Below are 26,125 nucleotides of genomic sequence, written 5' to 3' on the forward strand. Positions count from 1 at the left end.
GTGCGGACCGGCCTCCCCGCCCGGCTCAGGCGACGCCGGCGGCGATGAGCTGCTGCCAGATCACACCTTGGTCGACGACCTCGACGCCGAGCTTCTCCGCCTTCGCGGTCTTGCTCGCGCCGACGTCCGCCCCGGTGATCAGGTAGTCGGTGCTGGCCGAGACCGAGGTCGCGGTGGTGGCGCCTGCCTTCTCGCAGAGCCTCTGGAAGGTGGGGCGGGGCACCTTCTCGCCGGAGCGCGGGTCGCTGATCGCCCCGGTGATCACCACCGTCTTGCCCGCCAACGGCGCGTCGGACGCCACGACGGGCGGCAGGTCCTCCTCGCGCACGTCCAAGGACACGCCGTGCTCCCGCAGCCGCGCCAGCTCGGGCCGCAGCCGGGCGAGGTGCTCGGTCAGCGACGCGGCCACCTTCGGCCCGATGTCCTCGACGGCCACCAGGCGTTCCTCGCCCGCGTCGGCGACCTCCTCCAGCGAGCCGAACCCGGCCCGGCACAGGCGGGTGGCGGTGCCTTCCGAGGCCATCGGGATGGCGAGCCCGATCAACGCCCGGCGCAGGCCCACCGCCCGGCTGGCGGCGATCGAGTCGATCATGCGGGTCGCGGAGGTCTCGCCGATGCGGTCGAACTCCAGCAACTGCTCCTTGGTCAGCGTGTAGAGGTCCGACGGGTTCTCCAGCAGCCCGGCCTCGGCGAGCCGCTCGATCCACACCGGGCCCACGGCCTCGATGTCCGCCGCCGCCCGCGACGCCCAGTGGATCAACCTGCGCACCGTCTGCGCGGGGCAGGCGACGTTGGTGCAGAACAACTCGCGGCTGTTGCCCTGCTCGGTCAACGGCTGCCCGCACGACGGGCACTGCGACGGCGGCACGATCTCCCGCTCCGCGCCCGTGCGCTTGGACTCGTCCAGCACGCCCGCGACGAACGGGATCACGTCGCCCGCTCTGCGGATCAGCACGGTGTCGCCGATCCTGATGCCGCGCGCCCGGATGACCTCCTGGTTGGCCAGCGTCGCGCGGGTGACCGTCGTGCCGCCCACGAACACCGGCTCCAGGTGGGCCACCGGGGCGATCTTGCCGGTCTTGCCGACGTCCCAGACCACGTCGAGCAGAACCGTGGTCTTCTCCTCGGCGGCGAACTTGAACGCCAACGCCCCGCGCGGCGAGCTCGACCGGGTGCCCGCGGCGGCGAAGGCGTCCCGGTTCGCCAGCCGCAGCACCGCGCCGTCCAGGTCGTAGTCCAGGTCGTTGCGCCGCGTCTCGATCTCGGAGATCACCGCCTGCGCCGCCTCCGCGTCGTCGCAGTGCCGCATGTCGGCGACGTCGAACCCGAGCGCGCGCAGCCCGTGCTCCAGGTCGGCCGCGGCGCCGCCCTCGGAGGTGTCCAGGTCGAAGGCGAAGAACTGCAACCGGCGCTCGGCGACCGTGGCCGCGTCCTTCGCCCGCAGGGTGCCCGCGGCCGCGTTGCGCGGGTTGATCAGCGGCTTGTCCGGGTGCGCGGTGTTGTAGGCGGCGAACGTGGACCGCAGCATCACCGCCTCGCCGCGCACCTCGACCCGGCCGGGCGCCTCGACCCGCTCCGGCACGCCGTCGACCAGGGCGCGCACCAGCGGCGTCACGTCGTCGCCCGTCGTGCCGTCACCGCGGGTGATCGCCCGGGCCAGCCGCCCGTTCTCGTAGACCACCGCCAGCGACAGCCCGTCCAGCTTCGGCATGACCACCACCGGCTGGCCCGGGAAGCGGTCGAAGAACGCCGCGACCTGCTCGGGCTTGGTCGCCTTCTCCAGCGACAGCATCGGCCGGGAGTGCCGGACCGGCGCGTGCAGCACGGCGGGCGCGCCCACCTGCTCCAGCGGGTTCGGGTCGGGCGCCAGCTCCGGGTTCGCCTCGACGAGGCCGCGCAACTCGTCCTCGATCGCGTCGTACTCCGCGTCCGCCACCAGCGGCGAACCACGGTAGTAGGCGTCGCGCAGCACGACGACCTGGTCGGCGAGTTCCTGGATGCGTTCCCGAGCGTTCACGGCTCACAAGTTACCGGCGACCACCGACAACCAGGGCGTCGACGACCCCGGACCAGCGTGAATTCGGTCGCGGAACCGCTCGATCAGGCCTAACTTCTGCGTCGAGCAGAGGAGAACCGTGGAGCAGATCAGCAAGCGACTGGTGAACTGGGCGTCCATCCTGGACCCGGGCACGCGCGAGCAGGCCGAGAAGGCCGCGCGGATGCCGTTCATCTTCCCGCACCTGGCGCTCATGCCCGACGCGCACCTCGGGAAGGGCGCCACCGTCGGCAGCGTCATCCCGACCCTGGGCGCGATCATCCCGGCTGCCGTCGGCGTCGACATCGGCTGCGGCATGATCGCGGTGCGCACCCAGTTCACCGATGACGACTTCCGCGCGCGCCCGCTCGCGCCGCTGCGCGAGGCGATCGAGGACGCCGTGCCGCTGTCGGCCGGGAAGTACAACACCCGGCTGACGGACACGGCGCGTGAGCGCGTCGACGTGCTCGCGGGCCGTGCGGAGGCGGCCGGCTTCGACCCCGGTTCCTACGCGGGCAACTGGGAGCTGCAGCTCGGCACCCTCGGCAGCGGCAACCACTTCATCGAGGTCACGCTGGACGAGACCGGGCGGGTGTGGCTGTTCCTGCACTCCGGGTCGCGCGGCGTGGGCAACAAGATCGCCCAGAAGCACATCCGGGTCGCGCACCAGCAGTGCGAGCGCCGGTGGATCGACCTGCCCGACCCGGACCTGGCGTACCTGGTCGAGGGCGAGGACGAGTTCTGGCACTACATCCGGGAGATGCGCTGGGCCCAGGACTTCGCGTGGTCCAACCGCGAGGAGATGATGGACCGGGTGGTCGACCGCGTGGCCGAGTGGACGGGCAGTGAGGTGCAGCGGCAGGAAGTCGTGAACTGCTTCGCCGGCGAGACGCAGGTCATCACCAGGACGGGTACACGTCCGATCGAGGCTTTGACGGGTGGTGTGCACGAATTGCTCACCGCCGACGGTGAATGGGTCAAGGCCCCTGTCCGGTGGTTCGGACGGCAACAGGTCCACGAGGTGCTGCTCAGCCGTTCGGGAGTGACCAAGACGATTCGGGCGACCGCTGACCACCGCTGGCTCCTGCGATCGCGCCGTGGACACGAGTACGAGGCGACGACTGCGGAACTGAAGCCCGGAGAACGACTCCAGTTCACGTTCCCGCGTCGGCCGGACGGACTCGCGGTGGACCGTGAGGCGGCGGCCCGTGGTTTCGTCTACGGCGACGGGCACAGGGCGGGGAACCGGGCCTGCGCGAACTTCTGCGGCGTGAAGGACGTCGCGCTGCTCCCGCTGTTCGACGGGCTCGGACGCCCGCCGCGCACCTACGGTGCAATGAAGCGGATCAACGGGCTGCCGGTCGAGTGGAAGACGGAGCAGCCTTCGCTCGACGCACCCCCGGACGTGCTGTACGGGTGGCTCGCCGGTTACTTCGCGGCGGACGGCGATGTCGGAAAGACCGGCCGCCCGACCCTCGCCTCCGCGTCCCGAGAGCACTTGGAGTACGTGCGCCTGGCCTGTCAGGCAGTCGGAATCGGCACGTTCGGCATCCGGTCGCGGCTGCGTACCGGCTACGGCACGGAGCCGACCGCGCTGCACCTCGTCGGCCTGATGCGCGGTGACCTCGATCCGGACTTCTTCCTGATCGCGGAGCATCGGGCCCGGTTCGTGGCGGGACGGCACGCGGCCGAGCGCCGCGGCTGGAATGTCATCTCCGTGCGACCGACCGTAGAAGTGACCGATGTGTACTGCGCGGTCGTCGACGATACGCACTCGTTCGCCTTGGCCGACAACATCCTCACCGGAAACTGCCACCATAATTACACCGAGCAGGAGACCCACTTCGGCAAGAAGGTGTGGCTGTCCCGCAAGGGCGCCATCAACGCCGAGAAGGGTCGGGCGGGCCTCATCCCGGGCTCGATGGGCACCGCGTCCTACGTCGTGGTCGGCAAGGGCAACCCGGTCGCGCTGAACTCCTCGCCCCACGGCGCCGGCCGCGAGTACTCCCGCTCGGCCGCGCGCCGGGCGTTCGGCCGCGACGACCTGCGCAAGGCGATGGTCGGCATCGAGTACCGCGACACCGACGCGTTCATCGACGAGATCCCGGCGGCGTACAAGGACATCGACGTCGTGATGCGCGACGCGCAGGACCTGGTCGAAGTGCGGCACACGCTGCGGCAGATCGTCAACGTGAAGGGCGATTGACCGGCGGGGCAGGCGGGAAGTCCGCCTGCCCCACGTCCGTCACAGGGTCGTGGTGGCTCTTTCCGAATTGGTGCATAACTTCGACATGGCTCAAGCCTTTCCCAGGCGGTCGGAGCCGCGGCACGGCGGCGTCCGTACTAGGCGGGCTGGGCGCCCGCGGGGATGCCCTCGAAGCCGTAAATGACGTTCGGCCAACCCAGAGCGATGGACAGCACCGTCACGGTCGCCAACGCGGGCCAGGGACTGGTGATGACGTGTTGCGCCAGGTAGAGCAGGGCCTGGCGGAGGTTCTTGATCGTCACGGACGGGATCTAATCATGACCTTCCCATAGCAATGTACCGGGGGTCCCGAAAGCACCTCGTGGTCACGCGTCAGGGTGGTCTTACTCCGAGTTAACGCGAGTCCATTTCGTCTTCACTCGATCGTGTGACTTCGTCTCGCGAGGTGATTGGCGTAGGTTGTACGTCGTTGTGCCCGTCGTTCCCGGTGGGCTTTTTCGGGTTGCGCGGCGATTGGTGGTCGCGTGGGTCCGGGATGGCGGCCGCCCTGCCGCGCAGGAATTCCGGTTCGCCGAGCGCGGTGTGCATTTTCTCGGTGAGGCCGGATTCGGCGAGCAATGGCGCGGCCTCCCGCCACCGCCGCTCGGCCTCGGCCTGGTCGCCGGCGACGGCGTGCGCGTGCCCGAGCAGGAAGAGCGCCTGGGCCTTCTCGTGGGCGACGTCCAGGTCGGCCGAGACGTCCAGCCCGCGGCGGCCGAAGTCGATGGCCTTCTCGTAGGACTTCCGGTCGTAGTGGACGCGGGCGAGCGCCACCAGCGCCTCGACCGTGCGCGCCCGCTCGCCGGTGGAGAGGTTGATCTCGAGCGCGGCTTCCAGGCACCGGAGGGCGTCGTCGAGCTCGCCGCGCTGGTGGTGCAGCTTCCCCAGCGCGGTCAGGGTCGTGCCCTCGCCGTGGCGGTGGTTGATGGTCCGGCGCAGGTCCAACGCCTCGCGGTACAGCTCCACGGCCTCGTCGACCCGGTCCAGCCGCTGGTAGGCCGCCGCCATCTGGTCCAGGGTGGAGGCTTCGAGGCTGCGGTTGCCGGTCGCGCGGTGCAGTTCCAGGACTGATTCGTACAGCGACAGCGCGGTCCGGACGTCGCCGCGTTCCCGGTGCGCGCTGGCCAGGTTGTGCATCGCGATCTCGGTGAACTCGACGTTCTCCATGCGCCGTGCGATGGCGAGCGCCTCCTGCAGGTGCTCGACCGCCTCGTCGTACTCGCCGAGCCGGAAGTGGGCCGTGCCCAGGTTCAGCAGGCTGCCGCACCGGCCCTCCACGTCCCCGGTCGAGCGCGCCGCGTCCGCCGCCACCCGTTGGACGGCGGCCAGGTCGCGGTACGCGCCGGTGCGGTCCAGGGCGCGGTCGATGTTCGCCGCGATCCGCCAGGCGTGCCCGGCGAAGCCGTGGCGGAACGCGTGCGGCACGGCGGCGACGAGGTTGGCCCGCTCGGTCTCGAACCAGGCCAGGGCGTCGTTCTCGTCGACGAAGCGGGGCACGGCGTCGAGGGGCATGCCCGGCAGCAGCGGCACGGGATCGTCGTGGGGGTTCAGGGCGCGCTCCAAGCCGATCGCGCCGGCGAGCTGCCAGGTCAGCAGCCCGCTGAGCGCGGCTTGCCGCTGGTGGGCCGACTCCTCGGTGCGGACCCGGTCCAGGGCGTAGTCGTGCAGCAGGTCGTGCACGCGGAAGCGCCCGTGGGTGGCGTACTGGAGGAGGTTGGCCTTGGTGAGCGTGCGCAGGTGGACGAGGACTTCGCGCTCCGGGCGCTCGGTCAGGGCGCTCGCCGCCGCCGACGAGAACCCGGCCGTCGGGTGCAGGCCCAGCAACCGGAAGACCCGCGCGGTCTCGGTGGGCAGGTCCCGGTAGGACACCCCGAAGGCGAACGACAGGCTCGCGCTGTCGTCGTCGCTGTCGTCCAGGGAACCCAGTATCCCCAGCCCTTCCTGCGTCGCGTACTCCTCGACGAGGAGGCTGATCGGCACCTGCGGCCGGTTCGCCACGTGCTGGGCGATGATCTTGACGGCCATCGGGTGGCCGTCGAGCCGCGAGGCCAGCGCGTGCAGGGCGGCGGACTCCGCGTCGGCCCGGACCGCGCCGATCTCGCGGCGCAGCAGCTCGATCGACTCGTCGAACGAGAGCGGCGGCACGGCGAGGAGGTGGACGTCGTCGTGCAGGTCCAACCCCCAAGGGCGGATCCTGCTGGTCACGATGGTGAAGCAGTTCGTCGCGGCGCCCAGCAGCGGCCGGACCTGAGGGCTGTGCCGGGCGTCGTCGAGCACGAGCAGCACCTTGCGGTCGCCGAGCGCGCGGTGCAGCGCGGCGGCGCGTTCGGCTCCCGTCCTGGGGATGTGCGTCACGCCGAGCGACGTCAGCAGCACGCCGGCCGCGTCCTCGGCGGTCATCGCGGTGCCGCGGCCGAAACCGCGCAGGTCGAGGAAGAGCTGGCCGTCCGGGAACCGGTCGGCTCTCGTCCGTCCCCAGTGGATCGCCAACCCGGTCTTGCCGACGCCCGGCATCCCGTGCAGCGCGACGACCTGCCCGCGCCCGCCGTCCGGTCCGTCGAGCAACGCGTCCAACGCGGCGAGCAGGTCCTCCCGGCCGACGAAGGTCCTGGCCCTCCTCGGCAGCTGGCGGGGTGGGACGTGCGGCTTGGTGGACGTGGTCGCGGTGCCCACCTGCTTGGCGACGATGCTCTGGTACACCGCGCGCAGCTCCGGGCCCTGTTCGGCGCCCGTTGCCTCGAAGAGCCGTTCGCAGAACCGCTCGTGGTACTCCAGCGCCGCGGCGTACTTGCCCTGCCCTTCCAGCGAACGCATGTACAGCCTCGCGAGCACTTCATCGAGTTCGTGCTCCTGCGCCAGCCTGCCCGCTTCGCCCATCGCCTCGACGTGCTCGCCGAGCGCGTTCAGGCTTTCCACGAGGGCGTAGTGGGCGGTGAGCCGGTCGAACGCGTCCATCTGGTAACGCAGGTGGTCCGCCCACATGCTTTCGACGTCCTGCAACGGGCGGCCCTGCCACCGCGACAACGCTTCGCGCAGCACCGCTTTCGCGCGCGCGTGCTCACCTGCCGCCGTCGCCGCCCGACCCATTTCCGCCATTGTGCGGAACCGGTGGTAGTCGACGATTTCCCGGTCGACGGCGAGCACGTAGGCGTCGCCCTCGCGCTCGATCGACGGGTCGAGGCCGACCTGGCCCAGCACCTTGCGCAGGCGGCTGATCAGCGGTTGGAGCCTGCCCCGCAGGCCGGCCGGATCCTCGTCCGGCCACACCGCCTGCGCGATCGTGCCGATGCCGACGGGCTGGCCGACGTGGTAGAGCAGCAGCGCCAGGACCGCGCGTTGCTTCGCGGACCCGAGGTCCACGTTCTGGTCCGCCACGCGTAATCGGGTCTTGCCCAGGATCTTGAATTCCACCAGCGTTCACCTTTCGCTGGCACGACGGTCCGGTATTGCCAGTGTGCTGTACGCGGACCGGATTGTGCAGGGCAATGTCGAGTTGTTGCTCCGTTGTGCCGAACGATCGGCCGGCGATCGGCGGCGCGAGGAACTCCAAGACAACTGCAAGGCAACTGCAAGGTGATGTGCAGTGGCAGTCCTGAATCGGGTTGTCGCGGGACCGGGCCGTTGCTAGCGTCGCGACGGCGATGGAGATCGCTTGGTCACCGGAACGGGGGAGGTTGATGAATATGGCTGTCCGCGGCCGTCTTCAGCACGCCCTCATCCGGTCCGCACGCGGCTGACGCGCGGGCCGGGTCATCCCGATGACCAGGAGTTCCGAGTGTCTTCTCCTTCCCTTCCCGTACCTGATCCGACCACCGAACGGCTGCTGCTGCGGTCCTGGACCGCGCGCGAGGCCGACGCCGTCGTGGGCGGTGTCCGGCTGCCGCACTGGGCCGACGACTTCCCCGCGGACGGCGACCGGGTCATCGCCGGGCTGCTCGGCGAGCACCCCGAGTGGCTGGGCCGGTTCGGCCACCGGCTGCTGGTCGAGCGCGACAGCGGTCTGGTGGTCGGGTCGATCGGGCTGTTCTGGCCCCCGAGCGACGGCGTCGTGGAGATCGGGTACGGCGTCGTGGCGTCCCGGCGGGGGCGTGGGTACGCCGCCGAGGCCACGCGCGCGCTGACCGATCTCGCGTTCACCGCGCCCGGTGTCCGCGCGGTCCACGCCGAGGTGGAGCTGTCGAACCCCGCCTCGGTCCGCGTCCTCGAGAAGGCGGGCTTCCGACCCCTGGACGCCGTCGCCGGGCAGGGCACCGTCCGGTACGGCATCGTGCGGTAGGTCGTCTCACGGGGTCGGCGGCGTTCCACGCCGTCGACCCCTCATCACCGCAGGTCAGAACCATTCCAACCCCCGGCTATGCATGGTCATGCAGCGTCGTGCATACTTCTAGTCGTGTCCAAGGTGCTCACTTACCTCCCCGCCGGCGAACACGTCGGCATCGCGTTCTCCGGTGGTCTCGATACGTCCGTGGCGGTCGCCTGGATGCGTGAGAAGGGCGCGGTGCCGTGCACGTACACCGCGGACATCGGTCAGTACGACGAGCCCGACATCGCGTCGGTGCCGAGCCGCGCCGCGGTGTACGGCGCCGAGATCGCCCGGCTGGTCGACTGCCGGGCGGCCCTGGTCGAGGAAGGGCTCGCGGCGCTGGCCTGCGGCGCGTTCCACATCAGGTCCGGCGGCCGCGCCTACTTCAACACCACGCCGCTCGGGCGGGCCGTGACGGGCACCATGCTGGTGCGCGCCATGCTCGACGACGACGTCCAGATCTGGGGCGACGGCTCCACCTACAAGGGCAACGACATCGAGCGGTTCTACCGCTACGGCCTGCTCGCCAACCCCTCCCTGCGGATCTACAAGCCGTGGCTGGACGCCGCGTTCGTCAGCGAGCTCGGCGGCCGCACGGAGATGTCCGAGTGGCTCCAGGCGCGCGGCCTGCCGTACCGGTCGAGCACGGAGAAGGCGTACTCGACCGACGCGAACATCTGGGGCGCGACGCACGAGGCCAAGGCGCTCGAACACCTCGACGCGGGCATCGAGATCGTCGACCCGATCATGGGCGTGCGGTTCTGGGACCCCGAGGTCGAGATCGCCACCGAGGACGTCACGGTGGGCTTCGACCAGGGCAGGCCGGTCACGATCAACGGCAAGGAGTTCTCCTCCGCCGTCGACCTGGTGCTGGAGGCCAACGCCATCGGCGGCCGGCACGGCATGGGCATGTCCGACCAGATCGAGAACCGGGTCATCGAGGCCAAGAGCCGCGGCATCTACGAGGCGCCGGGCATGGCGCTGCTGCACGCGGCCTACGAGCGCCTGGTCAACGCGATCCACAACGAGGACACCCTCGCCTCCTACCACAACGAGGGCCGCAAGCTGGGCCGGCTGCTGTACGAGGGCCGCTGGCTCGACCCGCAGGCGCTGATGGTGCGCGAGGCGTTGCAGCGGTGGGTCGGCATGGCGGTCACCGGCGAGGTGACGCTGCGCCTGCGCCGCGGTGACGACTACTCGATCCTGGACACCTCCGGTCCGGCGTTCAGCTACCACCCGGACAAGCTGTCCATGGAGCGGACCGAGGACTCGGCGTTCGGGCCGGTCGACCGCATCGGCCAGCTGACCATGCGCAACCTCGACATCGCCGACTCGCGCGCCAAGCTGGAGCAGTACGCCGGGCTCGGCATGGTCGGCAGCCAGTCGACGCTGATCAGCGCGGCGCCGGTGGCGCAGACCGAGCTGATCGGCGCGATGCCCGAGGGCGGCGCCGAGGCCATCGCCTCGCGGGGCAAGGTGACCGACGACGAGCTGCTCGACCACGCCGCTCTGGAAGCGGGCAACGACTGACCGCTCCGAGGCCTCACCGGTGCCCGCGCCGGTCCACGCGAGTCGTGGCCGGCGCGGGCATCGGCGTTCCCGGCCTCACACGCCGTGGCGGCGGTCGCCGGCGACGAGTTCGGCGACCCGGGCCTCGGCCTCGCCGGAGAACGGGTTCCGGTAGGCGTCCACGGCCAGGCGGGTCTCCTCCGCGATCAGGTCGGCGTTGATCTGGGCGCCGGCGGTGGCGCCCGCCGCGGCCGAGGCGCCGACCTGCGCGGACAGGTCCGTGACGTTGCCCGCGACCCACACCCCGGGCACGTCGGTGCGGCCCATCGCGTCGGCGGGGACGTGCTCGCCCATCCCGGACGGGTGCTCGACGGTCCGCAGTCCCAGTGCCGCCAGGAAACCCGCGCGTGCCACCATCCGCGACGCGACGACGATCACCTCACGGCCGACCGCGCGACCGTCGGCCAGCCGCACGCCGACGATGCGGTCACCCGCGATCTCCAGCGCCGCCACCTCGCCCGCCACGACGTCGACACCGCGTGCGGCCAACTGCTCGGCCTGCTCGGCGGTCGGCGGCTGCGTGTGGGAGAAGAGCGTGACGTCGGCGCTCAGCTGCCGGAACATCAACGCCTGGTGCACCGCCATCGGCCCGGTCGCCAGCACGCCGATCGCCTGGTCGCGGACCTCCCAGCCGTGGCAGTACGCGCAGTGCACCACGTCGCGGCCCCAGCGCTCGCGCAGCCCGGCCACGTCCGGCAGCTCGTCCACCAGGCCCGTGGTCACCAGCAGCCGGCGGGCCCGGACCGCGCGGCCGTCGGCCAACGCCACCAGGAAACGGTCGCCCTCACGGGTCACCGCCTCGACCTCGCCGGTCACCACGTGACCGCCGTAGCCCCGCACCTCGGCCCGACCGCGGTCGACCAGCTCGGCCGGCGGCACCCCGTCCCTGGCCAGCAACCCGTGCACGCCGTCGGCCGGCGCGTTGCGCGGCGACCCGGCGTCGATCACGACCACCGACCGCCGCGACCGCGCCAGCATCAGGGCGCCGTTCAACCCGGCGGCCCCGCCGCCCACCACCACCACGTCATAGCTGTCACTCAGCTGAAAGGTCATCGCGACCACCTCCACGACCACCATGCGTGCGAGGTGAGCGGATCGGCAAACCTTGTTGCCGATCCGGCAACAAGGGCCGGCCCCCGGCTCCCACCGGGCCGGCCCTCGTCAGCTCAGAACTTCACCGTGGCGCAGCCGAGGCGGGCACCGGCGGTGCCCGCCTTGCCCGGTTCGGTGGCGGTGCGCTGCGCGTGGATCACGACCGAGCCCGCCCGGCGGTCGGCGAACTGCCACGGCACGACCGCGCCGACCACCGCGCGGCCGCGGTCGTCGGTGGTGAAGTCGAGCCAGATCTCGTTCTCCGGGTTGGCGTAGGCGGGGTCCACCGACGGCTGGTTCGGGTCCACCACGTGCTGGTGGTGGGCGCCGGCGTCGGTGGGCGCCGCGCCGCACGGCCGCTGGTGCGCGTGCGCGCCGTAGGTCCGGTTCGGGACCAGGCCGTAGACGCTGAGCAGGGTCTTCGTGGAGCGCCGCAGCGGGGTGGCCACGACCATCACGGCCGCGCCGGGCGCGATCAGCGCCGGGTCGTAGGTGTAGGCCTTGGTCGCGGTGTCCGGGGTGGCGAATCGGGCCACCGTCACCGCGACTCCGGAGCCTCGGGGGCTGTCCGCGGCCGCGGTCGGCGTCACCGTCGCCGCGAGCAGTCCGCCGATGATCAGGGGAACCAGACGTTTCACGCTTCTGCCTTTCGGGACAGGGCGGCGGCCTCCACCGAAGCTAGCACCGATGGCCCGACGTCGCTTTCACAGTGAAGGTCCCTCGTAATTCGGGGGCGGGGAGCGGTTCGCCTCGTCCACACTGGACGACGTGCTGCTCACCTTGACCACGACCCACCGACCGGCCACCGACCTCAGCCACCTGCTGCACAAACATCCCGACCGGGCGCAGTCGTTCACCACTTCCTCGGGCACCGCGCACGTGTTCTACCCGCGCGCGGACGAGGAGGAGTGCACGGTCGCGCTCCTGCTGGAGGTCGACCCCGTCGCGCTGGTGCGCGGTCCCGGCAGCACGCTCACCCAGTACGTCAACGACCGGCCGTACGTGGCCGGCTCGCTGCTGACCGTCGCGCTCGGCTCGGTGTTCCGCACCGCGATGAACGGCCGCAGCCAGAGCCGCGCGGAGGTGGCCGCCACCCCGATCCCGCTCACCGTGCGCGTGCCCGTCCTGCCGCACCGCCTGGTCGAACGGCTCTTCACGCCGTTGGGCTGGACGGCGCACATCGCACCCCTCCCGCTCGGCGACGGCGACGACGACGACTCGCGGTACGCCGACGTCACCCTCACCGGCACGCTCACGCTCTCCGAAGCCCTCAAGCACCTCTACGTCCTGCTGCCCGTGCTCGACGGCGACAAGCACTACTGGGTCGCCGAGGACGAGGTGGACAAGCTGCTCCGTGCGGGGGAGGGGTGGCTCGGCGCGCACCCGGACCGCGAGCTGATCACCACCCGGTACCTGATGCGCCGCCGTCCGCTGGTGCGGTCCGCGCTGTCGCGCCTGGCCGACGTGGAGGAGGTCGAGCCGGAGGAGCTGGACAACGCGCTCGTCGAGCCGAAGGTGTCGTTGGCGGTGCAGCGCCGCGAGGCGATCCTCGACCAGCTCAAGCAGGTCGGCGCGCGTTCCGTCCTCGACCTCGGCTGCGGCGGCGGCGCGTTGCTGCGCGCCCTGCTGGAGAACCCGGACTTCACCCGCATCCAGGGCGTGGACGTGTCCGCGAACGCCCTCGCCACGGCCGCGCGCAAGCTGAACCTGGAGAAGATGTCGGACCGCCAACGCGCCCGGCTCACGTTGCGCCAGTCGTCGCTGACCTACGCCGACCCGGACTTGAAGGGCTACGACGCCGCCGTGCTGATGGAAGTGGTGGAACACCTCGACCCGGACCGCCTGCCCGCGCTGGAGCACTCGGTGTTCGTCGTCGCACGGCCGCGCACGGTCCTGGTCACCACGCCGAACGTCGAGTACAACGCGTTGTTCGAGACCCTGCCGGAAGGCAGGCACCGGCACTCCGACCACCGCTTCGAGTGGACCAGGACCGAGTTCGAGGACTGGGCGGACGGCGTCGCGCGCCGCCGCGGCTACACCGTCGCCCACCTGCCGATCGGACCGGTGGACGCCGAGCGCGGCGCGCCGACCCAGCTGGCCGCCTTCACCCTCGTCGAGCACAGCACCGAGGAGGACTGATGGAGCTCAAGATCCCGGACCTCTGCCTCGTGGTGCTGATCGGCGCTTCCGGCTCGGGCAAGTCCACGTTCGCGCGCAGGCACTTCCGGCCGACGCAGGTCCTGTCCAGCGACTACTTCCGCGGCCTGGTCGCGGACGACGAGAACGACCAGTCCGCGTCCGCCGCCGCGTTCGAGACGCTGCACTTCGTGGCGGGCAAGCGCCTGGACGGCGGCCGCACGACCGTCGTGGACGCGACGAACGTGCAGCGGTCCGACCGGGCGCGGCTGGTCGAGCTGGCCCGCGAGCACAACGTGCTGCCGGTCGCGATCGTGCTCGACACCCCGGAGGAGGTCTGCCTGGCCCGCAACGCCTCCCGCCCGGACCGCGACTTCGGCCCGCACGTGGTGCGCCGGCACCGCGCCGCGCTGCGCAAGTCGTTGAAGCACCTCGGCAAGGAGGGCTTCAAGCGGGTGCACGTGCTGCGCGCCCAGTCCGAAGTGGACGAAGCGGTGATCGTGCCGGAACGGCTGCTGAACGACCTGCGGCACGAGACCGGGCCGTTCGACGTGATCGGCGACGTGCACGGCTGCCGCGCGGAGCTGGAGGACCTGCTGGTCAAGCTCGGCTACGCGCTGGTGCGCGACGAGGAGGGACGTCCGGTGGACGCCGTCCCACCGGCGGGACGGCGTGCGGCGTTCGTCGGCGACCTGGTCGACCGGGGCCCGGACACGCCCGGTGTGCTGCGCCTGGTGATGGGCATGGTCGAGGCCGGGCACGCGTTCGCCGTGTGCGGCAACCACGAGCAGAAGCTGGTGCGTGCCCTGCGCGGGCGCAACGTGCAGGTCAAGCACGGCCTCGCGGAGTCGCTGGCGCAGCTCGCGGCCGAGCCGGAGGAGTTCCGGGAGCGCGCCGTGCGGTTCTGCGACGGCCTGATCGCGCACTACGTGCTCGACGGCGGCGACCTGGTGATCGCGCACGCCGGCCTGCCGGAGAAGTTCCACGGTCGCGCGTCGGCGCGGGTGCGCGGCTTCGCGCTCTACGGCGACACGACCGGTGAGACCGACGAGTACGGCCTGCCGGTGCGCTACCCGTGGGCGACGGAGTACCGGGGCAGGGCGACCGTGCTCTACGGGCACACGCCGACGCCGGAGGTCGAGTGGGTCAACAACACCATGTGCCTGGACACGGGCGTGGTGTTCGGCGGCAGGTTGACCGCGTTGCGCTACCCCGAGCGCGAGGTCGTGGCGGTCGACGCGCACGAGGTCTGGTACGAGCCGGTGCGACCGCTCGTCGCGCCGGAGGAGGAACGGGAGCCGGACGTGCTCGCCCTGTCCGACGTCACCGGCCGCCGGTTCGTCGAGACGGCCCACCGCGGCCGGATCGGGGTGCGCCCGGAGCAGGCCGCGTCGGCGTTGGAGGTGATGAGCCGCTTCGCGATCGACCCGCACTCGCTGCTGTACCTGCCGCCGACGATGGCGCCGACGGCCACCTCGCAGCGGCCGGACGTGCTGGAGCACCCGGAGGACGCCTTCGCGGAGTACCGGAGCGCGGGCGTGCGCGAGGTGATCTGCGAGGAGAAGCACATGGGGTCGCGCGCGGTGGTCCTGGTGCGCAAGGACGGCGGCGTGATCCACACGCGGACCGGCCGCGCGTTCTTCGACCCGCCGTTGGGCGACGAGCTGCTGGCGCGCGTGCGCGAGGAGGTGACGAGGGCCGGGCTGTGGGACGAGTTCGACACCGACTGGCTGCTGCTCGACGCCGAGCTGCTGCCGTGGAACGCCAAGGCGGCCGGGCTGATCAAGGAGCAGTACGCCTCGGTCGGCGCGGCGGCCACGGGCGCGCTCGGCGTGGCGGTGGACGTGCTCGCGCGGACCGCCGCGCGGGGCGTCGACGTCGGCGGACTGCTGGCGCGCACGGAGAGCAGGCTGGCGAACGCCACCGGCTACCGCGACGCCTACCTGCGGTACGTGCGGCCGACCGACGGCCTGGCCGGCGTCACGATCGCGCCGTTCCAGCTGCTCGCCGCGCGCGGCCGGACGTTCCACGACCGCGACCACCGGTGGCACCTGGACGTGCTCGGCCGGCTGGCGGGCGAGGTGTTCACCCCCACCCGGCACCTGGTGGTCGACACCGCGGACGACGCGCAGGTCGCCGCCGGGATCCGCTGGTGGGAGGACCTGACCGCGGCCGGTGGCGAGGGCATGGTGGTCAAGCCGCTGGCGAACCTCGTGCGGGGTGACCGCGGGCTGGTGCAGCCGGGCGTGAAGGTGCGCGGGCGCGAGTACCTGCGGATCATCTACGGCCCGGACTACACCGAGCCGGAGAACCTGGAACGCCTGCGCAAGCGCGGCCTCGGCGCGAAGAGGTCGCTGGCGATCCGCGAGTACGCGCTCGGCCTGGAGGCGTTGGAGCGCGTCGTCCGCGGCGAGCCGCTGTGGCGCGTGCACGAGTGCGTGTTCGCCGTGCTCGCGCTGGAGTCCGAGCCGGTCGACCCCCGGCTCTGAGCGTCACGGGGTGCTGGGCAGCCGACCGAGCCGCCGGCCGGCGGTTGCCCAGCACAGGCCCCAGAGCAAAAAGAAGGGCGACCACAGCAGCAGGTCCCAGCGGGCCAGCACGAGGGCCAGTTCGGCGTGCTCGGGCGGTGGCGGGGTGACGCCGGTCAGCACGAGCGCGTCACCGACGAAGCCGAAGCCGACGAAGCCGATCGACCGGGCGATCATGAAGATGCCCAACGCCCAGGCGATCACCCGCAGCAGGCGCGGCAGGACCGTGCCCCGGACGGTGGCCAGCGCGACCACGACGCCGACCGCCGCCGCCCCGGCCAGCACCCAGTGGCTCGTCACGAAGAAGGGATCGCGGGCCAGCAGGCGTTCGCGAAGGTGCGGCGGCAGCGGGTCCTTGTCCGCCAACGCGTTGGCCCCCAACGCCTGCGCGAGCTTCATCGAGCCGTAGGCGGCCGCGCACAGCACCGCGCCGTACCCGGCAAGCCTCGCCCGGTCAGGCCGCGACACGCTTCGCCGCCGTCACGTAGGACCGGACCATCTCCACGCACAACCCGCCGACCACGAGCCCCAGCACGCCGTGGTACCAACGCCAGCCCACACCGAGGCCGAGGAACCCGTCCAGCACCATGATCCCCGCGCCGCCGACGACGGCCAGCGCCATGCCCGCCAGCACCACCAGCATCACCGTCCTCGGCACCCTGCGCAGCGCCCACGGCGTGACGGTGGCGAGCGCGATGGCCGCGCCCACCACGCCCGACGCGGTCGCGAACCACTGGGCCACGGCCGGGTCGAGGAAGTAGGCCTCGGCCTCGGCGGCCGACACCGGGGGGCCGCCCGGGAACCCGAGCCGGGACTGCGCGGCGAACACGGCCTTGCCGGCCGCGTAGCCGAGGAACAGGACCGCCAAGGCGTACGCCGGCCAGCGGCGGCGATCGACATCAACCATGGCCCGACGATAAGGCCGGGTCGGGCCCGCGCATTCCCATCATGAGGAATGCGCGGCTTCCCGCGAGTGCGTTCTCAGCCGCACGGCGCGGACGATCGGGTAGCCGACCGCGACCAGCAGCGAGAGCGCCGGGAGGGGCACGCCGAGCAGGCTCTGGCCGAGGGCGTAGTCGGCCGCGGGCACGGCGAGGCACAGCGCGAACCCCCACGGCGGCGCGGTCTTCGGCTTCCGGGGCGCCGCCCACGGCGTCCGCTTGAACGGCTTGGCCACCGACAGCCACACCTGCACCGCCAGGGCCGACGCCATGAGCAGCGAGCCGACGCGGAGGAGCGGTTCCGAACCGTCCGGGTGCAGGTTCGGGCTGAGCACGTAGATCCCCGCGTACAGCTGGCTGAGCGTGATGGCGAACTTGAGGAGCACCCACCAGTGCCGGAAGTAGCCCCACGCCGTGAGGCCGGACAGCATCAGCCCGCTGAACGCCGACGTGGTGGCCATGAACTGCAGCACCTGCACGTCGAGCAGCAGCGCCACCTCGAACGCCGGCCGCCGGTCGGGCACGGCCAACGCGTGGTTCACCACCACGAACAACGCCAGCGCCATCATCATCCAGCCCGTGGACGACACGACGTGCGCCCAGACCAGCAACTTCCGACCCATGATCAACCCCTACTAGTAGCCGCACTACATATAGTACGGCTACTAGTAGGGTGGTGGCTCAGACCCGGCAGGGGCTGCCGCCGGGCTCGCCCGGCAACGCCTCCACGTTGGCCTTCGCCTCACCGAGCACCACGTCGGTCAGCAGGGTGTCCAGTGCGAACGCCCGCTGCACCACGCTGGTCGACGTGGTCGTGGTGCTGTTGAGCTGCAACGAGCCGATGACCAGCGGGATCGTCAGCGGCGCGCTGCCCACGGCGACCTGGACCCCGTTGATCCGCAGGCTCGCGATCTGCGACGAGCCGGCGAACACCGGGTTGAGGTTCGCGTCGCACGTCACCGAAGCGGTCGCCTGGATGACGCCCACCTCGATGGTCACCAGCAGGCTGCTGATCCGCGTGTAGTCGACCCGCGCGTTGGACACCGCGCCGTCACCGGGAGCCGGTGGCAGGGCGAGCAGGTCGTCCGGTGTCTGCTCGGTGCTCGCGGTCAACGCGTTCGCCCGCACGGTGAGGATGCCGGCGGACAGGTTGACGTCGGCCACGTTCTCGTAGTCGTCCACGCACGGCACGTCCGGCGGGTTGGCCCGCGCCACGATGATCCCGGCCAGGTTCAGCGCGGTCGCCTGGCAGGAGAACACGCCGGTCCGCTCGGAGGTCTTGATCCGCAGGTCCGACAGCACCGGCGTGTCGCCGGACGGGCTCGCGGTCAACGTCGCCCGCACCTCGATGTACCGGCCCACCTCGGCGAACTCCACCCCGTTGGTCACGGGGGTGAACGTCTCGCCGGCCAGTCCGGCCTCGGTGTCGGACGTGCGCGCCTCGACCGTGATCGAGGTGCCAGCCGGCACGCTGCCCTGCGCCTCGGTGTTCCAGGTGACCGTGCCCCAGGTCTGCCCCGCGACGCCGCCGTCCTGCACCACCGACCACGTGCCCACCGGCGCGGTGATCTCGCCGAGCACCGACCCGGTCATGTCGCTGTAGTTGTACGGACCGGCGCCCGCGCCGAGGTCGACGGTCAGGTCGACCGCGCCGATGGTGAACCCGCCGCCACCCGCCGGACCGGCGTCCGGGTCGATGCGCTGGGCGTTGTTCGAGTTGATGTTGGTGACCCACACCTTGCCGTTGGTGTCGACCGCGACACCGGTGGGCCCGTTGCCGCCGGGCAGGACCACGTTGCCGACGAACGTGCCGTCGGTGCGCAGGTGCCCGACCGTGTTGGTGCCGTTGTCGAGCGCGTGGGCGACCCAGACGTTGCCGTCCATGTCGACCGCGACGCCCTGCGCGCGCGGGTGGCCGTGCGGGAAGGTGCCGAGCACGTTGCCCGCCGCGTCCATCTTGACGGTGTTGCCGGAGTTGACCTGGGTGTGCCAGATCTCGCCGGTCACCGGGTCCATGCCCAGGCCGTAGTCGCCGTGCGAGGTGTCCAGGCAGGCCCCCGTGCCGGTGCCCGGCTCGTACCGCAGCAGGTTGGCGCCGTACCGGGCGGACCACAGCGTGCCCGCCTTGTCGACCAGGCCGCCGTAGCCGCCGCAGCCGAAGCTGACCGGCGCGGTCAGCGGCGAGCCGTCCAGCCCGGAGATCTTCTGGTGCTGGGTGTTCGAGCCGCCGGTCCACAGGTTGTTGTCGGCGTCGACGGCCACCGTGCGGGTGTTCGTGCCCGCGACCCGGCTGTAGGTGATCAGGCACTCGTCGGCGGCCGTGGTGACGCCGCCGTTGGCGTCCGCGCCGCCGGCGTTGGTCCACGGCCGGATGTCGCCGAGGCCGCGCGACGTGGCGTACAGGCCGTCGAGGTCGCGGTCGACGCAGGTGTTGTAGCCGAACGGCCCCTTCAGGTAGTCGCCGGCGGGGTTGGCCGTGCCGTCGGCGTTCGTCCGCGTGCCGCCCCGGATGACGCCGACGCGGGTGACCGACCCGCGACCGCCGCCCGCCTCGTTGCGGTTGGACAGCCAGGTGTTGCCGAGCTTGTCGACGGTGGTGCGGGACGGGTTGCGCCCCTGGCCGTCGGGTGCGGACAGCCACTCGCCGACGATCTCGCCGGTGTTGACGTCGATGCGGACCATCGTGCCGCGCGCCGAGGCGGCGACGTTGACGTAGGGGAAGAACACGCTCTGGCGGTTGAGCTGGAGCTGGTTGTTGTTCGGGGCGTCGTGGTTGACGTCCTGGAGCACGCCCTGGTCGAAGTCCGCGTCCAACGTGTAGAGCACGTCTTCACCGGGGACGGGGGCCGCGGACGCCGACGGCGTGCCGACGAGGGGGAGGAGCAGCGCGCCGACGGCGGCCAGCACCAGGGATCTTCGTGGGGGGAGCATGGATCTGCCCTTCTTCGGGTTCGGCAGTTGTTCGGGCATTTCCGTCACGTGACAACCGGGTGTCGAGGGCCGCTCGGAACGCGTTACCGAACCCGGAAATGTGAGTAGACAATTAGGCAAAAATAGGGGTGGACCGTCACGCTCTTCCGAGCGCGAAACATCCGGATGGCCCAACCGGCCTATCCGCACGGTGACTGTCGACGTTGTCCGCTCCGCCGAACGGGCTAGTTCAGCGGCTGATCCGGGCCGATCCGGCCGGTGTCGCCGTTAACCCTTCGGACATCCCCGGACCACCCGGAATTCGCTCACCCGGTCGACCCGGTCTCAGTCAGCTCACCCCGCTTGACAAGTGCGCGCGACGTCCCGAATCCTCCGCTGGGCCACACGTTTTGGTCGTCCGCGAAAAAACCCTTGTCACCCGAGGAAGGTTCCCGTGAACCACACCCGAGTCCTGCGGTCGGTAGGCGTCGGCGTCACCGCGCTGGCGTTGGTCGCGGCCTGCGGCACGCCGCCGCCCAAGGACGGCGCCGCGAGCGACACGCCCGCGGCGACCGCGAAGTCCGCCGCCGAGTTCGGCGGGTTCGACAAGCTCGTCGAGGCCGCCAAGAAGGAGGGCAGGCTCAACGTCATCGCCCTGCCGCCGGACTGGGCCAACTACGGCGAGATGATCAAGGCGTTCGAGGCGGAGTACGGCATCGAGGTCGACTCCGCGCAGCCCGACGCGTCCAGCCAGGACGAGATCAACGCGGCCAAGCAGCTCAAGGGCGGCGACCGCGCCCCGGACGTGTTCGACCTCGGCCTGAACGTGGCGCTGGCCAACAAGGACCTGTTCGCGCCCTACCAGGTGCGCACGTGGGCGGACATCGCCGACGAGCTGAAGGAGCCGTCCGGGCTCTACTACGGCGACTACGGCGGCTTCATGTCCATCGGCTACGACGCCGCCAAGGTGCCCGCGCCGACCTCGGTCAAGGACCTGCTCCAGCCCGAGTACCAGGGCAAGGTCGCGCTCAACGGCGACCCGACGCAGGCCGGCGCCGCGTTCTCCGGCGTGGTGATGGCCGCGCTGGGCAACGGCGGCTCGGCCGACGACATCGCGCCCGGCGTCGAGTTCTTCAAGCAGCTCAAGGCCGCGGGCAACTTCCTGCCGGTCGACCCGTCGCCCGCGACCATCGAGTCCGGCCAGACGCCCGTCGTGATCGACTGGGACTACACCAACGCCGCGCAGACCGCGAAGCTCGCGGGCAAGGTGGACTGGAAGGTCGTCGTCCCGGCGGACGCGCAGGTCGGCGGCTACTACAACCAGGCGATCAACAAGGATGCGCCGCACCCGGCCGCCGCGCGCCTGTGGCAGGAGTTCCTGTACTCCGACAAGGGCCAGAACATCTTCCTCAAGGGCCTGTCGCGGCCCGTGCGGATGGACGCGCTGGCCAAGGCCGGGACGATCGACGCGGAGGCGGCGGCGAAGCTGCCGGAGACGTCCGGCGCGCAGGTGTTCCCGACCCAGGAGCAGTCGGACAAGGCCAAGCAGGTGCTCGCCTCGACGTGGGCGCAGGCGGTGGGCTGACCGGTGGTCGCACCCGTCACGACCGGGGTCGGGGGAGCCGATCGGGCCGCTCCCGGCCCCGGGCCCGGCCGGAGCTGGTTGGCGTGGCTGGTCGTGGTGCCGTTCCTGGCCTACGTCGGCACGTTCCTGGTGTACCCGACCGCGCTGGTGCTGGCCGGGGCGTTCCAGGACGCGGACGGCGGCTTCACGGTGGCCAACCTCGCCGACCTGACCCGCGGCGCGTACCTCCAGGCGTTCCTGCGCAGCGTGGAGCTGTCCGCGATCACCGCAATGCTCGGCGCGGTGTTCGGCGCGCTGCTGTCGTGGGCCGTGGCGGTCGGCCGGCCGGACGGCCCGCTGCGCCGCGTGGTGGTGGCCGGCGCGGGGGTGCTCGCCCAGTTCGGCGGCGTGCCCCTGGCGTTCGCGTTCCTCGCCACGATCGGCTTCCAGGGCCTCGTCACGCGGTTCCTGCGCGAGTCGTTCGGCGTCGACCTGTTCGCCGGCGGCGCGTGGCTGTTCGAGCTGCCCGGCCTGACCCTGGTCTACACGTTCTTCCAGATCCCGCTGATGGTCATCGTGTTCCTGCCCGCGCTGGACGGCCTGCGCCCGCAGTGGCGGGAGGCGGTGGACAGCCTCGGCGGCTCGGCGTGGACCTACTGGCGGCACGTCGGCGGCCCGATCCTGCTGCCCGCGTTCCTCGGCGCGTTGTTGTTGCTGTTCGCCAACGCGTTCTCCGCCTACGCCACGGCGGCGGCGCTGGTGTCGCAGGGCAGCCCGATCGTGCCGCTGCAGATCCGCGGCTTCCTGGCCGGCGAGGTGCTGCTGGGCCGGGAGAACCTGGGCAAGGCGCTCGGCCTGGGCATGGTCGTGGTGGTCGGCGTGGCGATGGGCCTGTACGCCCTGGTGCAGCGGAGGTTCGCGCGATGGCAGCGGTGACCAAGCGCGGACTCGCGCGGTTCTCGATCCTGGCCGTGCTCGGCGCGTTCTTCCTGCTGCCGCTGGTCGCGATGGCGGAGTTCTCCACCCGCGGCGCGAACGGCACGCGCAGCCTCGCGTCGTGGACGGCGATCGTGGACGACCCGGACCTGGTCGAGGCGATCGGAGTGTCGGTGCAGCTCGCATTGGCCAGTTCGCTGGTCGTGCTGGTGCTGCTGGTGCCGACGATGGCGTGGATCAGGCTGCGGCTGCCCGCGCTGCGGCGGCTGGTGGAGTTCCTGTGCCTGCTGCCCGTGGCGATCCCGGCGATCGTGCTGGTGGTGGGCATGGCGCCGCTGTACGCGTGGGTGAACTACTTCCTCGGCGACTCGCCGTTGACGCTGACGTTCGCCTACGCGGTGCTGGTGCTGCCGTTCGCCTACCGGGCGATCGACGCGGGCCTGTCCGCGATCGACCTGAAGACGCTGGCGGAAGCGGCGCGCGGCCTCGGCGCGTCCTGGGGCACGGTGCTGCTGCGGGTCGTGGTGCCCAACATCCGCACCGCGCTGCTCGGCGCGTCGCTGCTGTCGGTGGCGTTGGTGCTCGGCGAGTTCACCATCGCGTCGCTGCTGAACTTCGACACCTTGCAGGTGCGGGTCAACCTGCTCGGCAAGCGCGACGCGGGCGTGTCGATCGCGGTGTCGCTGCTGAGCCTGCTGTTCGCGTTCGCGCTGCTGTTCCTGCTCTCGTTCGTCGGCGGGCGGCGGCGGGGCGCCGCCGTCGAGGAAGGCTGATCATGGGGTACCTGCGACTGGACGGGCTGCGCAAGTCGTTCGGCGGCCAGAGCGCGCTCGACGGGCTCGACCTGGAACTCGCCGAGGGCGAGCTGGTGAGCCTGCTCGGGCCGAGCGGCTGCGGCAAGACGACCGCGTTGCGCATCGTCGCCGGGTTCGAGGAGGCCGACTCGGGCGCCGTCCTGGTGGACGGCCGCGACATCACCCGCGTGCCCGCGAACAAGCGGGACATGGGCATGGTGTTCCAGGCCTACAGCCTGTTCCCGAACATGACCGTGACGCAGAACGTGGCGTTCGGCCCGCGGCTGCGCAAGGCGCCGGACCGGGCCGGGCGGGTCGCCGAGCTGCTGGAGCTGGTCGGGCTCTCCCACCTGGGCAAGCGGTACCCGCACCAGCTGTCCGGCGGGCAGCAGCAACGCGTGGCGCTGGCCCGTGCGCTGGCGATCCGGCCGAGGGTGCTGCTGCTGGACGAGCCGCTGTCCGCGCTGGACGCCAAGGTGCGGGTGAACCTGCGTGACGAGATCCGGCGCATCCAGACCGAGCTGGGCATGACCACCCTGTTCGTCACGCACGACCAGGAGGAGGCGTTGGCCGTCTCCGACCGGGTGGGCGTGATGTCGGAGGGCAGGCTGGAGCAGCTCGACACCCCGGCGGTCGTGTACCGGGAGCCCGCGTCGGCGTTCGTGGCGCGGTTCGTCGGCGTGACCAACGCCCTGCGCGGCGTCGCCGAGGCCGGTGGCGTGCGGCTGGGCGCGTACCGGCTGGCCACCGACGCGGTCGACGGGCTGACCGGCGAGGTCGAGGTGATCGTGCGGCCGGAGGACGTCGGCATCGCGCCGCACTCCGGTCCTCCGGACGGCGCGCTGACCGGCAGCGTGCTCACGCAGAGCTTCCTCGGGCCGGTGACGAGGCTGTCCGTGCGGCTCGACGGCGGCGACCAGGTCGTGCGGGTCGACCAGCCGTCCGGCCGCGCGGCCGACTTCCCGCCCGGCACGGCGGTCGCGCTCGACCTCGGGGTCGGCAGGCTGATGGTGGTCGCGGCATGATGCCGGCATGACGACGTTGTACCGGCGGATGACGGCCCGGCGGTCCGATGAGGACCACCGGGCGGCCACACCGTTGGAACTGCTGTTCGACCTGAGCTTCGTGGTGGCGGTCGCGTCCGCGGCGGCGAAGCTGCACCACGCGCTGTCGGAGAACCACATCGGCTCCGGTGTGCTCGGCTACCTGCTGGTGTTCTTCGCGATCTGGTGGGGCTGGCTGAACTTCACCTGGTTCGCGTCCGCCTACGACACCGACGACGTGCCGTACCGCCTCACCACCCTGGTGCAGGTCGCGGGCGTGCTGGTGCTGGCGGCGGGCGTGCCCCGGGCGTTCGACCACTCGGACTACACCGTGATCACGCTCGGGTACGTGCTGATGCGGTTGGCGATGGTGGCGCAGTGGCTGCGCGCGTCGCGCGCCGACGCCGAGCGGAAGCGGTGCGCCCGGCGGTACGCCATCGGCATCACGGTGGTGCAGGTCGGTTGGGTGGCGCGGCTGTTCCTGCCCGACGGCGTGTTCCTGGTCGGTTTCCTGGCGATGGTGGTGGCGGAACTCGCGGTGCCGGTCTGGGCGGAGCGCGCCGGCCGGACGACGTGGCACCCGCACCACGTCGGGAGCGGTACGGGCTGTTCACGCTGATCGTGCTGGGCGAGTCGATCCTGGCCGCGACCGGCGCGATCGGCGCGGCCCTGGACGCCGGGCACGCGAGCTTCGCGCTGATCTCGCTGGCCGCGGCCGGCCTGGTGATCGTGTTCTCGCTGTGGTGGCTCTACTTCGACTACCCCGCGCACCACCTGCTCCACACCCTGCCGCAGGCGATCACGTGGGGTTACGGCCACTACCTGGTGTTCGCCTCCGTGGCGGCGGTCGGCGCGGGACTCGAGGTCTCGGTCGACCACGACCTGCACGTCGCGCACCTGTCGACGGTGGCGGCGGGGCTGACCACCACCGTGCCGGTGGCGGTGTTCCTGGTCGCCGTGTGGGCGCTCCAGGTCCGCCCCGCGCAACGCGGACCGGCGCTCTGGGGGTTCCCGGCCGCCGCCGTGCTCGTGCTCGCGGTGACGTTCACGCCCGCGCCGGTCCACGCGGTGGCGGTCGTGCTCGTCGCGCTCGTCGCGTTGGTCGTCTCCGGCCGGCGCGGCGCTAGGGACGACGCAATTTCGTCAACCTGAGCCGTTCGTCGTCGGAAAGCGCTGAATCGGTCAAAACGCGCACGCCGCGGGCGCCGATCGGCTGGCCGTTCACGGAAGTCACCCAATTGGTCGGCACGTCGGTGAACAAGGTGACTTCCGGCGTGTCGGTGAAATGGCCGTAACCCAACACCGTCGATCGGCTCACGCTCGGACCGTTGAGCACCACGTAATCCTGGTCGGCCAGGGTGGCGTCGGACGCCCACGGCACCTCGTCGCCGAGCGTCCAGCCGCCGACGCCGCCGTAGCGCAGCAGGAACGTGCGGGCGTGGTGGATGGTGACCACGTAGTGGTGCTCGCGGTCCGGGTCGACGGGCACGGGCGTGCGCGTGAAGTTCAGGCCGTAGGACACGCCGGCCGCCCGCACGGTGCGGGAGAACGCCGCCAGGTCGCCGCCGCCGGTGCTGATCGCCCGCGACAACGCCGACCACGCGCCGGTGGCCGTCTGGTTCGGCAGGCGGGCGCCCGGCCACGGGTCGCGAATGGTCATGCCGCCCCAGATGAGGCGCACGGCAGGGGCCGGCCAGACATTCTCGCGCTCACCCCGGTAGAGGGTCATGTCCGGCATCGGAATACTCCTCGCGAGGAATTCGTGAAGAGGAATCGGTTTCGATCCTACGCGGAGTAGGAGCGAACGCGGACGAATTCACCGGCAAGGAGTATCGGACCGCGAGAATGCGGTGTTGGAAGGAGCGTTAAAAGGGGGTATATGCAGTGTGCGCACCGCCGGGTGAGCGAAGGGCCCGCCGCGGGGGGGGGGGGGCTTTTCCGCGGCCGATTCCACCCCAACCCACAAAATTTTTAAATGAACTACGCCGTGCCCGACGAGGGCGCGGCGCCGACGCGGGGTGACGTGGAC

General features: G+C 71.4%; 19 protein-coding genes and 1 pseudogene. 10 read left to right on the top strand and 10 right to left on the bottom strand.

Annotation, left to right across the window (positions count from 1 at the left end; translation table 11 throughout):
• Positions 1-25: 25 nt before the first annotated feature.
• Positions 26-2,017 carry an NAD-dependent DNA ligase LigA gene (ligA, locus tag ABTZ99_RS08855; RefSeq protein ID WP_498778905.1) on the bottom strand — a complete coding sequence of 664 codons (1,992 nt, stop codon included), beginning with the start codon at positions 2,015-2,017 and terminating at the stop codon, positions 26-28.
• A 118-nt stretch (positions 2,018-2,135) separates the two neighbouring features.
• Here ligA and ABTZ99_RS08860 point away from each other — a divergent pair, with 118 nt between their 5' ends.
• On the top strand, positions 2,136-4,241 hold the full coding sequence (locus ABTZ99_RS08860; protein ID WP_499609657.1) for an RtcB family protein: 2,106 nt from the start codon (positions 2,136-2,138) through the stop codon (positions 4,239-4,241).
• Between the two features lie 137 nt (positions 4,242-4,378).
• Here the strand turns inward: ABTZ99_RS08860 and ABTZ99_RS08865 are convergent, their stop codons facing one another.
• Positions 4,379-4,543 (bottom strand): hypothetical protein, encoded by a 165-nt coding sequence (locus ABTZ99_RS08865; protein ID WP_498778903.1) that lies wholly within the window; start codon positions 4,541-4,543, stop codon positions 4,379-4,381.
• Positions 4,544-4,634: 91 nt separating this feature from the next.
• On the bottom strand, positions 4,635-7,691 hold the full coding sequence (locus ABTZ99_RS08870) for an AfsR/SARP family transcriptional regulator (RefSeq protein WP_499609661.1): 3,057 nt from the start codon (positions 7,689-7,691) through the stop codon (positions 4,635-4,637).
• Between the two features lie 364 nt (positions 7,692-8,055).
• Between ABTZ99_RS08870 and ABTZ99_RS08875 the strand changes: the two genes are divergently transcribed.
• Both ABTZ99_RS08875 and argG read left to right on the top strand, forming a co-directional pair.
• Complete coding sequence (locus ABTZ99_RS08875; RefSeq protein ID WP_499609664.1) at positions 8,056-8,556, top strand: GNAT family N-acetyltransferase; 501 nt, start codon at positions 8,056-8,058, stop codon at positions 8,554-8,556.
• Positions 8,557-8,670: 114 nt separating this feature from the next.
• Positions 8,671-10,113 carry an argininosuccinate synthase gene (gene argG / locus ABTZ99_RS08880; protein WP_499609667.1) on the top strand — a complete coding sequence of 481 codons (1,443 nt, stop codon included), beginning with the start codon at positions 8,671-8,673 and terminating at the stop codon, positions 10,111-10,113.
• A gap of 75 nt (positions 10,114-10,188) precedes the next feature.
• Here argG and ABTZ99_RS08885 read toward each other — a convergent pair whose 3' ends face one another.
• The gene (locus ABTZ99_RS08885; RefSeq protein WP_499609669.1) at positions 10,189-11,205 is read right to left on the bottom strand and encodes an NAD(P)/FAD-dependent oxidoreductase; all 1,017 of its coding nucleotides are present in this window, start codon (positions 11,203-11,205) and stop codon (positions 10,189-10,191) included.
• A gap of 113 nt (positions 11,206-11,318) precedes the next feature.
• Complete coding sequence (locus ABTZ99_RS08890) at positions 11,319-11,882, bottom strand: superoxide dismutase (RefSeq protein WP_498778898.1); 564 nt, start codon at positions 11,880-11,882, stop codon at positions 11,319-11,321.
• Positions 11,883-12,012: 130 nt separating this feature from the next.
• Between ABTZ99_RS08890 and ABTZ99_RS08895 the strand changes: the two genes are divergently transcribed.
• Positions 12,013-13,383: a 3' terminal RNA ribose 2'-O-methyltransferase Hen1 gene (locus ABTZ99_RS08895; protein ID WP_499609672.1), complete on the top strand. Its 1,371-nt coding sequence runs from the start codon at positions 12,013-12,015 to the stop codon at positions 13,381-13,383.
• Positions 13,383-15,869: a polynucleotide kinase-phosphatase gene (locus ABTZ99_RS08900; protein ID WP_499609675.1), complete on the top strand. Its 2,487-nt coding sequence runs from the start codon at positions 13,383-13,385 to the stop codon at positions 15,867-15,869. The genes ABTZ99_RS08895 and ABTZ99_RS08900 overlap by 1 nt, the downstream gene beginning before the upstream one ends.
• A 3-nt stretch (positions 15,870-15,872) precedes the next feature.
• Here the strand turns inward: ABTZ99_RS08900 and ABTZ99_RS08905 are convergent, their stop codons facing one another.
• Genes ABTZ99_RS08905 through ABTZ99_RS08920 form a run of 4 tightly spaced genes read right to left on the bottom strand, consistent with a single transcriptional unit; the run spans position 15,873 to position 19,819 of the window.
• Positions 15,873-16,376 carry a DUF3995 domain-containing protein gene (locus ABTZ99_RS08905; RefSeq protein ID WP_499609677.1) on the bottom strand — a complete coding sequence of 168 codons (504 nt, stop codon included), beginning with the start codon at positions 16,374-16,376 and terminating at the stop codon, positions 15,873-15,875.
• The gene (locus tag ABTZ99_RS08910) at positions 16,363-16,815 is read right to left on the bottom strand and encodes a hypothetical protein (protein ID WP_499609680.1); all 453 of its coding nucleotides are present in this window, start codon (positions 16,813-16,815) and stop codon (positions 16,363-16,365) included. Before ABTZ99_RS08910 ends, ABTZ99_RS08905 begins: the two co-directional genes overlap by 14 nt.
• A 39-nt stretch (positions 16,816-16,854) precedes the next feature.
• The gene (locus ABTZ99_RS08915; protein ID WP_499609683.1) at positions 16,855-17,472 is read right to left on the bottom strand and encodes a hypothetical protein; all 618 of its coding nucleotides are present in this window, start codon (positions 17,470-17,472) and stop codon (positions 16,855-16,857) included.
• Positions 17,473-17,530: 58 nt separating this feature from the next.
• Positions 17,531-19,819 carry a hypothetical protein gene (locus ABTZ99_RS08920; protein ID WP_499609686.1) on the bottom strand — a complete coding sequence of 763 codons (2,289 nt, stop codon included), beginning with the start codon at positions 19,817-19,819 and terminating at the stop codon, positions 17,531-17,533.
• Between the two features lie 394 nt (positions 19,820-20,213).
• Here ABTZ99_RS08920 and ABTZ99_RS08925 point away from each other — a divergent pair, with 394 nt between their 5' ends.
• From ABTZ99_RS08925 to ABTZ99_RS08945, 5 genes and pseudogenes are all read left to right on the top strand, one after another.
• Positions 20,214-21,344 carry an ABC transporter substrate-binding protein gene (locus ABTZ99_RS08925; protein ID WP_499609689.1) on the top strand — a complete coding sequence of 377 codons (1,131 nt, stop codon included), beginning with the start codon at positions 20,214-20,216 and terminating at the stop codon, positions 21,342-21,344.
• Between the two features lie 3 nt (positions 21,345-21,347).
• Positions 21,348-22,259 (top strand): ABC transporter permease, encoded by a 912-nt coding sequence (locus ABTZ99_RS08930; RefSeq protein ID WP_499609692.1) that lies wholly within the window; start codon positions 21,348-21,350, stop codon positions 22,257-22,259.
• Positions 22,247-23,032: an ABC transporter permease gene (locus ABTZ99_RS08935; protein ID WP_499609695.1), complete on the top strand. Its 786-nt coding sequence runs from the start codon at positions 22,247-22,249 to the stop codon at positions 23,030-23,032. The genes ABTZ99_RS08930 and ABTZ99_RS08935 overlap by 13 nt, the downstream gene beginning before the upstream one ends.
• A gap of 2 nt (positions 23,033-23,034) precedes the next feature.
• On the top strand, positions 23,035-24,078 hold the full coding sequence (locus tag ABTZ99_RS08940; protein ID WP_499609698.1) for an ABC transporter ATP-binding protein: 1,044 nt from the start codon (positions 23,035-23,037) through the stop codon (positions 24,076-24,078).
• A gap of 7 nt (positions 24,079-24,085) precedes the next feature.
• Positions 24,086-25,248: pseudogene (locus ABTZ99_RS08945) on the top strand (low temperature requirement protein A).
• Here the strand turns inward: ABTZ99_RS08945 and ABTZ99_RS08950 are convergent.
• Positions 25,220-25,834: a hypothetical protein gene (locus tag ABTZ99_RS08950; protein WP_498778879.1), complete on the bottom strand. Its 615-nt coding sequence runs from the start codon at positions 25,832-25,834 to the stop codon at positions 25,220-25,222. The pseudogene ABTZ99_RS08945 and the gene ABTZ99_RS08950 sit on opposite strands and share 29 nt — an antisense overlap.
• Positions 25,835-26,125: the final 291 nt, after the last annotated feature.

It is taken from the genome of Actinosynnema sp. NPDC002837, assembly GCF_040295345.1.
GTDB lineage: Bacteria > Actinomycetota > Actinomycetes > Mycobacteriales > Pseudonocardiaceae > Actinosynnema.